Genomic DNA, 11892 nt, shown 5'->3' with positions numbered 1-11892 from the left:
CCAATGCTGCAATGACACGCCTGAATAAGGAGACCGGTGTATCCGGTATGATGCGCGGCGGATTTGCTCCCGTGGCCGATGGATTCCACCTGCCTTCGGATACTTTTTATTCGGATCCCACCAGCTTCTCATCTTCTATCCCGCTGATGATATGCACCACCTTCCACGAATGGTCGCCCAGCCGTACCGATCCGGAGATAGAAAAGATGACGATGGACGGACTGCAGGAACGGATTAAAGCCATGAAAGGGGATAAAGCTCCAGTCATTGTAGATGCGTATGCAAAAGCATTTCCCAAGGCTAAGCCCATCGAACTCTTTGCTTTGATCATCTCTTCCCGTCAGGGTGCGGTAGCTACGGCCGAAGCCAAGCTTAAACAGAATGCGCCGGTATATATGGCCTGGTTCGGATGGGAGCCTCCATTGTTCGACAACCGTATGCGCGCTTTCCACTGTCTGGATATCTGCTTCTGGTTCAAGAATACAGACTTGATGCTTACCCATACAGGCGGCGGTGCCCGTCCCCGTAAATTATCTGTAAAGATGGCGGATGCCCTGCTGAATTTTATGAAGAAGGGAGACCCTAACGGAGGAGCTTTGCCACAATGGCCCCGGTTTACGTCGGAAAAGGGTGAAGTGATGGTGCTGAACGATGTATGTGAAGTGAAAAACGATCCCGACCGCCAGGCAAGGGCTACGTTGGTATAGCATAAAAAAAGAGGGTGATTTTCACCCTCTTTTTATTCTGTTTATTCCTTGGGAAGGACATTCTTAAGCAGTTCCGGAATTTCCACCCGGTCGCATTTAATAGACGAAAGTCGTTTTTTCCCCTCTTCCGAAAGAGAGAAATACATCTGTCGTTTATCCTTATCACCCAGTACACGGTCTACCAACCCCTTATCTTCTATCGATTTAATTACCTTAGAGGCATTGGAATGGGTGAGTCCGAGGGCCGCGGCAATCTCGCCGGAAGACAGTTTGCCTTTCTGCAACGTACACAACAGCATCCCTTCGTTTAGACAAAGGTCGTGTGTCTGCTGAAAATTAGCTTCAAAATCTCCGATGGATCGGTATATATCTCGTATTAAGCACAATGTATCCATATCAATTCGTTTTGTTTACAAAATTAATACATTTATTTTAAAGATGAATTCTCCACAGGCAATACAAATGCATGAGCCGGAAAAATACATTTTTCCTGGTTGTTGTATTCATCGATAAGAGAGACAACCCGGTTGGCCTTCTCTTCGTCGGTAAACGAAAAGTAAAGCAGCGAATTGTAGATCTGTTTTTCTTTTCCAAGCCAGCTGGCGGCAAAGGCAAGCGATACGGCAGGCTTCATGCCTTTGGTGTCGACCATGCTTAATACCGGCACGGAAGCTTTCTGAAGAATGGCGAGGATGGAATCTTTCACATCCTCGACCGACATAACCACGATTAGTTTCATATGCAGTTTATTTTTTTTCGTTATCGGCGTACTTGTTACGTACCAGTTTATAATATAACAAAGGAACAACCACAAGCGTTAGAAGCGTAGAGGTGATGGTTCCTCCCATCAGCGAGATAGCCAGTCCCTGGAACAAGGGGTCGAACAGTATCACAATCGCACCGATAACCACCGTACCGGCCGTAAGGATAATGGGTATGCTGCGTACAGCCCCCGATTCGATGATGGCCTGCTTGATAGGAACACCTTCCTTCAATCGAATGTTTATAAAGTCGATCAGCAGCAGCGAATTACGTACCATCACTCCGGCCAGAGCAATAAACCCGATCATGGAGGTGGCGCTGAAGTATGCTCCCATAATCCAGTGACCCAATATGATACCGATCAGCGAGAGGGGAATGGCTGCAAGCATCACGATGGGAGAGGAGAAGCTCTGGAACCAGCCCACTATCAGCATGTAGATAATGATGATGGCCACCAGGAAGGCTATACCCAGGTCGCGGAACACTTCGTAGGTAATCTGCCATTCGCCGTCCCATTTCAGGGAGTAATCCGTTTCGTTTTCAGGCTGTTCGCTGTTCAGCACAGTCAGACTGTATCCTTCGGGCAATTGCACCTTTTCCAATTCCTTGTTCATATTCATCAGGGCATAAACCGGACTTTCCAATGCTCCGGCCATATCTCCGGTAACGTACACCACCCGCTTCTGGTTTTTACGGGCAATGCTCTTTTCTTTCAACTCCTTCTTTACCACGGCAATGTCGCCAATGGCAACCGGTTGGCCCATCTGGTTGATCACCTTGATATTCTTTATCTCCTCGATGCTGGCTTTATCCATATCCGAAAGCTGCAGTACGATGTTAACCGGGTTCTCTGCCTGGGCATCGTGCATTATACCTACGGGCATACCAGACAATGCTGCGCGGATATTGGCAGTAACCATAGCGGGTACTACGCCTCTTTGCATAGCCTTTTCCTTATCAACCTCAAAGCGGTAACGGTCGTGATCGTCTTCCATCATCCAGTCTACATCCACCACATCGGTGGTTTTGGCAAAGATGTCTTTTACCTGACGGGCCAGCTGGATCTGTGTTTCGTAATCCGGACCGTAAATCTCGGCTACCAGGGTAGATAATACCGGGGGACCGGGAGGAACTTCCACCACTTTGGCATTGGCATTGTACTTGCGGGCGATGTCCTGGATAGGTTTACGCATCTTCTTGGCTATGTCGTGACTCTGGATAGAACGCTCTCCTTTATCGGTGAGGTTTACCTGGATGTCTGCCACATTATCTCCCTTACGCAAGTCGTAGTGACGCATCAACCCGTTAAAGCTGATGGGTGCCGATGTACCCACATAGGTCTGGTAATCTATTACATTCTCCTGATTGGCTATAAAGGCTGCTATTTCCTTGGTTACCGCTGCAGTCTGCTCCAGCGATGTTCCTTCGGGCATATCGATCACCACCTGAAACTCATTCTTATTGTCGAAAGGCAACATCTTTACAGGTACCAGCTTGAAGTAGAAGAACGATATGGATATCAATAGCAACACAGTTGTGCCGATCATAAATCCCCAGCGCAGTTTTCTGGATTCCAGCATGGGGGATACCAACTTCTCATAGAGGCGGTATACTTTGCCTTGTTGTACTTCGGTCTGCTCCTTGTTTTCTTCCACCACTACGCCGGAACCTACTTTATCTTCGTTAGACAAAGAGCTCTTTTTATCCTTCTCACGTAAGAACAGGTAACCCAGGTAAGGGGTGATGGTTAAGGCAACTAACAACGAGAATGCCATGGCGATGGAGGCACCGATGGGCATCGGACTCATATACGGTCCCATTAAACCCGACACGAATGCCATGGGCAGAACGGCGGCAATAACGGTAAAGGTTGCTAAAATGGTTGGATTACCCACTTCGTTTATGGCAAACAGAGCAGCCTGACGGAAGGGCAACAGCTTCATCTTGAAGTGCCTGTGCATGTTTTCGGCAATAATGATGGAGTCGTCCACCACAATCCCGGTTACAAACACGAGGGCGAATAAAGTGATTCGGTTGAGGGTATAATCCATCGCGTAGTAGGCAAACAGTGTAAGAGCAAAGGTTACCGGTACGGATAGAAATACCACCAGTCCCCCGCGCCATCCCATGGCGGTCATTACGAACAATGTAACCGCAATAATTGCGCCGAACAGGTGCAACAACAGCTCGTCAACTTTATGTGAGGCTGTATTACCGTAGTTGCGCGTTACGCTAACCTGTACGTCGGATGGAATCAGCTCCGTTTTAAGATGATCTACCTTTTCAAGGATCTTTTCCGACAACTTCATGGCGTCTGTTCCCTGTCTTTTGGAGATGGCAAGGGTTACCGCTTCGTAATCCGAAGGGAATTGCTCCGATTTGCCGGATTCAATCTTGCCGTATCCAAAGGAAACATATTGCGAAGGATTCTCCGGACCTTCCTCTACGGTGGCAATCTGGTGCATGTAGACTGGTTGATTGTTGTTCATCCCAACAATGAGGTTTGCCACATCGTCGGCCGAATGCAGGAAGTTTCCCGTCTCAACCGTAAACATCTCGTTGTTGGCATATAACTTACCTGCCTGCATCTGCATGTTGGATCCCTTGATGTAGTTGGCAACCGATGTGAAATCGAGGTTATTGCCGGCCATCTTGTCTTTATCCACCGTAACCTTCACCTGACGGCTTCGTCCGCCCAGAATGTCTACATACGATACGTCCGGTATCTTTTTAAGTTCGCTGCGCAGTACTTCGGCCTGTTGCTTCAGACTATAGTCGCTGTAGTTTTCGCTCCACAACGTGAGCGAAAGAGCCGGCACATCGTCGATCGAACGGGTTTTAATAAGGGGCATGGTGGCACCTTCGGGCATTTTGTCCATACCCTTCATCAGTTCGTTGTATAGCAACACCAGTGAGTTTTCCAGGTTGTCGCCTACGTAAAACTGTACGGTAAGCATGGCCTGGTCGTGCATGGCATTGGAGTATACATATTCGACCCCTTTTATGTTGGATATTATCTTTTCAAGTGGGGCAACCACGCGTGAATCCATCTCCTGGGGAGTAGCACCGGGCATGCCGATAAATATATCTGCTACCGGAACTTCAATCTGAGGTTCTTCTTCCCGGGGAATCAGCATGGTGCTGAATATCCCAACAAGCAGGAAGGCTACCATAAGCAGAATTGACAATTTACTTTGTAAAAAAGCTCCTGCTATCGATCCTGATAATCCTTGTCTGTTACTCATATCCTTATTCTGCTATTAAACAACTGTTATACAATCTACCCTGGGAAGAGGTAACTACTTTGTCCTGAGGACTCAGACCCGAAAGAACTTCCACCTGGTCGCCCCATTGTTTTCCCAAACGTACCCAGCGGAGCAGTGCCTTATTGTCGGCTGTAACGATATAAACTCCTTTCAACTGGTCTTTTTCAATAAGGGCCGATTGCGGGATAAGCAATCCTTTGGAAGCTGTTTCTTTCTTTGCCACCGGAATAAACACATGAACATACATTCCGGTATATACACCTGTCTTCACCGAATCGGGAAGGGATAGCTTGATTATATACTGACCGCCGGTAGTGGTGGACGAGGGACTCTTCTCGCGAACGGTGGTTGCAAAGGTTTTGTTCATTGATTTGACGGTGATATGTGCCTGCATCCCTTCAGAGATATATGGGATATCACTTTCGGTAACACTGGCGATGACTTCCAGCGTTCCGGGTTTCTCAATAACTACAAGAGGCATACCGGGACTGGCAAGCATGCCATTGTCGGCGCTGACCTGTGTAACTACGCCATCGAAGGGGGCTCTGAGCTGAGTGTATCCCCTGTGGGCGACAACCTCTTTCTGCATATTAAGCGCTGCATTGTATTTGGCCTGGATAGATTGGTAATTGAGGGTTACGTTTTCCAGCTCCTTGCGAGATACGCTTTTCTTTTCAAACAAGGTTTGATAGCGTTTGTAATCTTTTTCGGCAATCTCCAAAGCAGCCTTGGCTTCGGCAATCATAGCGCTGGTCTGACCTTCTTTAGCTGCCAGTTCGTCGTCCTGGATGGATACCAGCGGGGCGCCTTTAGCCACCTTTTGTCCCACACGTACATGTACTTTGTTTACCGTTCCCATAATACGCGTGCCGATATTGGCTACATCAAGCGAACGAATTTGTCCGTTGGCTACGATTCCGTCGTTCTGTTGCACGGTGGGGTTGACCGTAGTTACCTTTACGGTTGTAGAAGTTTGCTTCCGCTCTGCATCCGACGAACAGGAGGTTGCAATACCTAATGCGGCTATTCCTGCAATGATTGATAGGATTGATCTCATCTTTTTCATACGATATATGGCTTTATTTATTTACGATTTGTTTCTGTTAATAATTCGATATAGGCTTTCGTGACGTTTCTTTTGAATACAGATTGCGCTAAGGCCAGCTCAGTCTGCGCCAATTGAGTTTGCGAACGGAGCAGATCTGTTGTAGATACCAGTCCCTCTTCATATCTGTCTTGCAGGATACGTAAGGCCTCTTTAGCCTGTTCTGCCATCTGCTCGTTTTTAGTTGTCTCCAGTCTGAGGGTCTCCAGGGCACGGGTACTTTTCATAAGTTCGGCCTTTGCCTCGTCTTTTTGCTGTTCAAGCTGATTTGTCAGCTTTTGTATCTCGTAATTGGCAATATGGATGGTCCGCTTATCGCGCATTCCGTTAAAAATATTCCATGATAACTTAACACCTACCAGATAGCTGCCTTTGTCGAATTCGGCAAACCTGGAGTCATTGTACTGGTAACTTCCAAAAGCATTCAGCTTAGGAAGAAAATTCATTTTTGCCGATTGCCTCATGAATGTCTGCGCTTCGATGGCTTTACTCATGGCAACAAAGTCGGTTCTGTGATCGTTATATGCATACTCGGAAGCAGCCGTTTCGGTGATTTTATCCACTGAATATTGTACACCTGTCTCCGTTCCCATAATCAGGCTCAGCTTATCAGAGATATCCTTGATAGAGTTCGTTGCCTGCGATAAATCGGTTTCCAACTTGCTGTTAAACACTTGTGCATCTAATAAATCGGTGCGCTGAATCAACCCTTCGTCATAAAAAGCCTGTGCTCTTTTCAATCCTTCGGCAGAGGTTGCCAACGCCCGGCTTATCACCTCCCTGGCTTCGTATGCCAAAGCAAGTTCCATGTAAGCTTGCTTTACCTGAAAGGCCACATATTCGGTGGTTCGCACCTGCTGTAATCCGGCGATTTCTTTCCCTTTTTTAGCCGCCTTACGCTGATAGATAAGATCCGGATTAACCAGAGGCATCATCATTTCAACTTTCGGACTAAAGTCTTTGGTCATATTCGGATTATTAAGAGTGGCCGGATTAAAGTCGGCTGCTGTTACGATTCCCTGTTGCAGATTGAATCCGAATGCATTCAAGGGGTTGTCTGTAAACAAGGCTGTATAGGATAAATCTACCTGAGGCATAAAAATGGCAGCCGACTGATTATATTTTTCGGAGGCAATGTTCTTGTTCAACTCCGACTCTTTCAATGTCTTGTTATTTTCTTCTGCCAGTTGAATGGCTTCATTCAATAGAAGTTTGCGAACTTCGGTCTGCGCACTTAATGTATATGATAACATTATCGCTGCTGCAAACAGACCAGCCTTACGTAATTTGGATAGTCTCATTTTGATTCCTTTTTATCTTTTTTGAACATGCTTAACAGTAAACCACCCAGTAAAGCTCCCCAGATTGTGCTCATTATGGGCGAAGAGGTAATGGGACACGTCCCGCTAACACATCCGATGTAATGCCAGTAAAGGTATCCGCCTATGGCTCCAAGTATTATTCCGATGATGGCTAATACCTGTTCTTTTAGTATTTCTCCTGCTCGTTTCATTGTTTGATATTCAATTATTGTTTATTTCCTTATTAAAATTTCTTTAGATAATATTATCCACTAGAAATATGTTGCAAAGATATATATTATTTTAATACAAACAAATTTCCAAAAGAAAATAAATGTAATAAAAATAGTTTGAACTATATTTTCTTCAAAACAGGATATAATAAGTAGCGTGGGTATTTACTTATAAAACATACTTTGGGCTTTAGATGTTTAGCTTGTCTGATCCAGATCAGAATGAGGCTTAACGGTGAATGAACATGTTTTTTTTTAATTTAAGAGAACGTTTTTGTTGAAAAAAGAATTGTATTATTCATTCGATTTACATTTGCTCTAAACCGATTTTAATTACCTTTGTGACCTATATAATCGTAAACAACAAAAGACAATGGGTGGTTTTTTTGGAACAATTTCTAATTCGGCTTGTGCTACAGACCTTTTTTACGGCACAGACTATAATTCTCACTTAGGAACTCGCAGAGGCGGGATGGTTACAAATAATAACGGTGTTTTTATCCGGTCGATTCATAACCTGGAAAACTCTTACTTCAGAACCCGGTTTGAAAGTGAATTGAATAAGTTTGAAGGTAATTCCGGAATCGGGATTATAAGCGACACGGATGCGCAACCTATCTTTGTTAATTCTCATTTGGGTAAATACGCTCTGGTTACCGTAGCCAAAGTTAATAATATGAAGGAGCTTGAAACCGAGCTTCTGTTAAAGGGATGCCACTTTTCCGAATTGAGTTCGGGTATGACCAATCAGACGGAGTTGATTTCTTTATTGATATCCCAGGGAAAAACTTTTGTTGAGGGAATAGAACTGGTGTACGAGAAAATAAAAGGTTCTTGTACGATGCTGATTCTTACGGAAGAGGGATTGATTGCTGCCCGGGATAAATGGGGGCGTACACCTTTGCTTATTGGGAAGAAAGAGGGGGCATATGCGGCTACAAGTGAGCCTTGCAGTTTTCCGAATCTTGATTTTGAACTCGAATATAATGTAGGTCCCGGTGAGGTTGTTTTTCTTACCCCCGACACAATGACGCAGCTTCGCAAACCAAATGAAAAGATGCAGGTTTGTTCCTTCCTATGGGTCTATTATGGTTATCCGGTTTCCGATTACGAAGGAGTGAACGTTGATCATGTTCGCTTTGCAAGCGGAAGGGCCATGGCAAAGAAAGACAATGTGGAGGCCGATTATGTTTCCGGTATTCCTGATTCAGGTATCGGAATGGCTTTGGGTTATGCCGAAGGAAAGCAGATTCCTTACCGTCGTGCCATTGTAAAATATACACCCACATGGCCAAGAAGTTTTACTCCATCCAATCAGATGGTACGAAATCTGGTGGCTAGAATGAAACTTATACCTAATCGCCAGCTTCTTAAAGATAAAAGAGTTGTTTTTTGTGATGATTCGATTGTTCGGGGTACTCAGTTACGCGACAACGTAAATATTCTTTATGGTTATGGAGCTAAAGAGGTTCACATGCGTATCGGATGTCCTCCTATTATGTATTCGTGTCCCTTCCTCGGATTCTCTGCTTCTAAATCGGATCTCGAACTTATTGCCCGCCGAATTGTTAAAGAACTGGAGGGTGATGAAAACAAAGACCTGGATAAATATTCGACTACAGGCAGCGAACAGTATAACAAACTGGTGGAATGTATCCGGGAGAAGCTTAATATAACCACTCTTAAATTCAATACAGTTGAAGATTTAATTGAATCCATCGGCTTGCCTAAAGAGTGCGTTTGTACGCATTGTTACGACGGCTCAAGCTGTTTTTAAATACATATATTATGGGACTAACAGTAACAGACAGATTTTTGAAATACGTAACGTTCGATACAAAATCGAGCGAAGAGACAGGAACAACTCCCAGTACGCCGGGGCAACGGGTTTTTGCCGAAGCATTGGTAAATGAGCTTGAGGCTTTGGGATTGGAAGATATCTCTATTGATGAACATTCGTACGTAATGGCCACATTGCCGGCTAATACGGATAGTGAAGAAACTCCTGTCATCGGTTTTATCGCTCACCTGGATACAAGTCCGGATATGTCCGGCAAAGACGTGAATCCACGTATCGTTTCGTATCAGGGAGGAGATATTATCTTGAATAAAGAGGATAATGTTGTTCTTTCGCCGGCTATGTTTCCGGAGTTGAACGACTACGTAGGACAGGAACTGATTGTTACTGATGGGAAAACATTGCTTGGAGCCGACGATAAAGCCGGAGTGGCAGCCATTATGGGGGCAATGCAATATCTTAAGGAGCATCCGGAAATAAAGCACGGAAAGATTCGTATCGGCTTTACTCCGGATGAAGAGATTGGTCAGGGTGCCGATCATTTTGATGTGGCAAAATTTGCTTGCCAATGGGGGTATACCATTGACGGCGGACAAATAGGAGAGCTGGAGTTTGAAAACTTTAATGCTGCCGGAGCTAAAATAATCTTTAAAGGTCTTAATGTTCATCCCGGATATGCAAAGGATAAAATGGTGAATGCCTCTTTGTTGGCACTTGATTTTGCTTCTTGGCTTCCTTCTGCTCAAAGGCCTGAGAATACAACCGGTTACGAAGGATTTTTCCATCTCACGAATATGACCGGCTCGGTAGAGGAAGCTATGCTTTCTTACATAGTACGCGATCATGACAGGAACTTGTTCGAACAAAAAAAGCAGCTCCTACAATTGTTGGTGGACCGTATGAATGGAATGCATCCCGAAAGTACCCGCCTGGAAATACGGGATCAGTATTATAATATGCGTGAAGTAGTGGAGCCTCAAAAGCACATTATCGATATAGCCTTTGAGGCGATGACTGCCGTAGGTGTTAAGCCTTTAGTGAAACCTATACGCGGAGGAACGGATGGAGCTCGTTTATCCTTTATGGGATTACCATGCCCTAACATCTTTGCCGGGGGACTTAACTTCCATGGCAGGTATGAATTCCTGCCTGTAAAATCGTTGGAGAAAAGTATGGAAACTATCATTAAAATAACTGAGTTAACCGCTCAGAAATCTTAAATTACATATAACATGAAAACAACGCCATTTACCGATGTGCACATTGCTCTTGGAGCCAAGATGCATGAGTTTGCCGGTTTTAACATGCCTATCGAGTATACCGGAATTATCGACGAACACCTTACCGTTTGTAACGGGGTAGGAGTTTTTGATGTGTCTCACATGGGTGAGTTTTGGGTGAAAGGACCGAAAGCTCTCGAATTTATTCAGGGTATCACATCCAATGATGCTTCCGTTTTGCCCTTGGGCAAAGCACAGTATACCTGTTTCCCAAATGAAACGGGTGGTATAGTAGATGACTTGCTGGTATATCATTATGAGCCCGAAAAATATCTGCTGGTTGTTAATGCCGGAAATATAGCTAAGGATTGGGAGTGGTGTGTATCTCATAATAGCGTGGGAGCAGAATTGGAAAACTCTTCGGATCGTACTGCCCAGCTTGCCATACAGGGACCAAAGGCTACGGAGGTGCTGCAACGGCTGACTTCTGTCGATCTTTCGGCAATTCCTTATTATAGCTTTACAACTGGTGAATTTGCCGGATGTAAGAATGTGATTATTTCAAATACAGGCTATACTGGTGCCGGCGGTTTTGAGCTTTACTTTTACAATGAGGATGGCATGAAGATTTGGAATGCCATATTTGAAGCAGGCAAACCGGAAGGCATTAAACCTATTGGTCTGGGCGCAAGAGATACACTTCGCTTGGAAATGGGATTCTGCCTGTACGGTAATGATCTGGACGATACTACTTCTCCTATTGAAGCTGGATTGGGTTGGATAACCAAGTTTGCGGAAGGTAAAGATTTTACGAACCGGGCTTATCTTGAAAAGCAAAAAACTGAAGGAGTAACCCGCAAGTTGTGTGCTTTTGAATTGTCCGACAAAGGTGTTCCTCGTCACGGATATGAAATTGCTGATGCAAACGATCAGATTATCGGCGTTGTAACATCAGGAACAATGTCGCCTGTTCTTAAATCTGGAATTGGTATGGGATATGTCAAACCTGAGTTTGCTAAAGTAGGTACCGAAATCTTTATTAAGGTTAGAAACAGAAGTCTGAAAGCAACTGTGGTGAAGACTCCATTCAGAAAGTAATTGAAAGGAATTTGTAAAATTCTTTTATTGTACTTATATATGATTTAATCCTGTATGTTATAGTCAAAGGCGATTCTCTTTGTGGAATCGCCTTTTGCGTTTTTATGCTTTCTCTATATACACATCTTTATTCCTTTTTATTGGAATAAGACTAAAACAGCGTAATCTGCGTTATATTAATTACCATCAACGAATAAATAACAGAGGAATGTCACATTCGGATTTGCAATCGGATACCATCCATTTTCTTAGATTCCCATTGATAGTAGGCGTTGTCTTTATTCACGCCCACCTGTCTTCCGATTTTGTTAATATAACGGCCTCAGATTATCCGGTTTTCTATGTCGTGAATGAATTCGTTTCTAATATTCTAGTCAGAGTATCTGTTCCTCTTTTTTTCTT

At 44.4% G+C, this 11892-nt stretch carries 10 protein-coding genes and 1 pseudogene; 5 read left to right on the top strand and 6 right to left on the bottom strand.

All coding sequences use genetic code 11. The features are described from left to right. Positions 1–707: carboxylesterase family protein (locus tag AB7E53_RS10975; protein ID WP_446775655.1), on the top strand; the 707-nt coding region annotated here is incomplete at its 5' end. A 41-nt stretch (positions 708–748) separates the two neighbouring features. Here AB7E53_RS10975 and AB7E53_RS10970 read toward each other — a convergent pair. From AB7E53_RS10970 to AB7E53_RS10945, 6 genes are read right to left on the bottom strand one after another with little or no spacing between them, the layout of a single operon-like run. After that, complete coding sequence (locus AB7E53_RS10970) at positions 749–1102, bottom strand: winged helix DNA-binding protein (protein ID WP_446775653.1); 354 nt, start codon at positions 1100–1102, stop codon at positions 749–751. A gap of 32 nt (positions 1103–1134) precedes the next feature. Beyond that, on the bottom strand, positions 1135–1446 hold the full coding sequence (locus tag AB7E53_RS10965) for a hypothetical protein (RefSeq protein WP_079681994.1): 312 nt from the start codon (positions 1444–1446) through the stop codon (positions 1135–1137). A 7-nt stretch (positions 1447–1453) separates the two neighbouring features. Continuing rightward, a complete protein-coding gene (locus AB7E53_RS10960; protein ID WP_446775651.1) occupies positions 1454–4714 on the bottom strand; it encodes an efflux RND transporter permease subunit in 3261 nt (1086 codons plus the stop codon). 4 nt (positions 4715–4718) lie between these two features. Beyond that, complete coding sequence (locus AB7E53_RS10955) at positions 4719–5801, bottom strand: efflux RND transporter periplasmic adaptor subunit (RefSeq protein WP_446775649.1); 1083 nt, start codon at positions 5799–5801, stop codon at positions 4719–4721. 17 nt (positions 5802–5818) lie between these two features. Beyond that, a complete protein-coding gene (locus tag AB7E53_RS10950; protein WP_079681997.1) occupies positions 5819–7141 on the bottom strand; it encodes a TolC family protein in 1323 nt (440 codons plus the stop codon). Beyond that, the gene (locus AB7E53_RS10945) at positions 7138–7353 is read right to left on the bottom strand and encodes a DUF6132 family protein (RefSeq protein ID WP_068178014.1); all 216 of its coding nucleotides are present in this window, start codon (positions 7351–7353) and stop codon (positions 7138–7140) included. Before AB7E53_RS10945 ends, AB7E53_RS10950 begins: the two co-directional genes overlap by 4 nt. A gap of 394 nt (positions 7354–7747) precedes the next feature. Here AB7E53_RS10945 and AB7E53_RS10940 point away from each other — a divergent pair, with 394 nt between their 5' ends. From AB7E53_RS10940 to AB7E53_RS10925, 4 genes and pseudogenes are all read left to right on the top strand, one after another. Continuing rightward, positions 7748–9151 (top strand): amidophosphoribosyltransferase, encoded by a 1404-nt coding sequence (locus AB7E53_RS10940; RefSeq protein ID WP_079681998.1) that lies wholly within the window; start codon positions 7748–7750, stop codon positions 9149–9151. An 11-nt stretch (positions 9152–9162) separates the two neighbouring features. Further along, the gene (gene pepT, locus AB7E53_RS10935; RefSeq protein ID WP_446775647.1) at positions 9163–10392 is read left to right on the top strand and encodes a peptidase T; all 1230 of its coding nucleotides are present in this window, start codon (positions 9163–9165) and stop codon (positions 10390–10392) included. Positions 10393–10404: 12 nt separating this feature from the next. Continuing rightward, entirely contained in the window at positions 10405–11490 is a 1086-nt protein-coding gene (gene gcvT / locus AB7E53_RS10930; protein ID WP_068178005.1) for a glycine cleavage system aminomethyltransferase GcvT, read from the top strand. A gap of 208 nt (positions 11491–11698) precedes the next feature. Continuing rightward, a pseudogene (locus AB7E53_RS10925) lies at positions 11699–11892 on the top strand (acyltransferase family protein); the annotation flags it as partial.

It is taken from the genome of Macellibacteroides sp., assembly GCF_050251695.1.
Classification (GTDB): domain Bacteria; phylum Bacteroidota; class Bacteroidia; order Bacteroidales; family Tannerellaceae; genus Macellibacteroides; species Macellibacteroides fermentans.
This window is presented reverse-complemented; position numbering and strand designations above follow the sequence as displayed.

Coding starts and splice junctions, on each gene's coding strand:
- AB7E53_RS10970 (WP_446775653.1), bottom strand. CDS start 1,102: ATGGATACATTGTGCTTAATACGAGATATATACCGATCCATCGGAGAT.
- AB7E53_RS10965 (WP_079681994.1), bottom strand. CDS start 1,446: ATGAAACTAATCGTGGTTATGTCGGTCGAGGATGTGAAAGATTCCATC.
- AB7E53_RS10960 (WP_446775651.1), bottom strand. CDS start 4,714: ATGAGTAACAGACAAGGATTATCAGGATCGATAGCAGGAGCTTTTTTA.
- AB7E53_RS10955 (WP_446775649.1), bottom strand. CDS start 5,801: ATGAAAAAGATGAGATCAATCCTATCAATCATTGCAGGAATAGCCGCA.
- AB7E53_RS10950 (WP_079681997.1), bottom strand. CDS start 7,141: ATGAGACTATCCAAATTACGTAAGGCTGGTCTGTTTGCAGCAGCGATA.
- AB7E53_RS10945 (WP_068178014.1), bottom strand. CDS start 7,353: ATGAAACGAGCAGGAGAAATACTAAAAGAACAGGTATTAGCCATCATC.
- AB7E53_RS10940 (WP_079681998.1), top strand. CDS start 7,748: ATGGGTGGTTTTTTTGGAACAATTTCTAATTCGGCTTGTGCTACAGAC.
- pepT (WP_446775647.1), top strand. CDS start 9,163: ATGGGACTAACAGTAACAGACAGATTTTTGAAATACGTAACGTTCGAT.
- gcvT (WP_068178005.1), top strand. CDS start 10,405: ATGAAAACAACGCCATTTACCGATGTGCACATTGCTCTTGGAGCCAAG.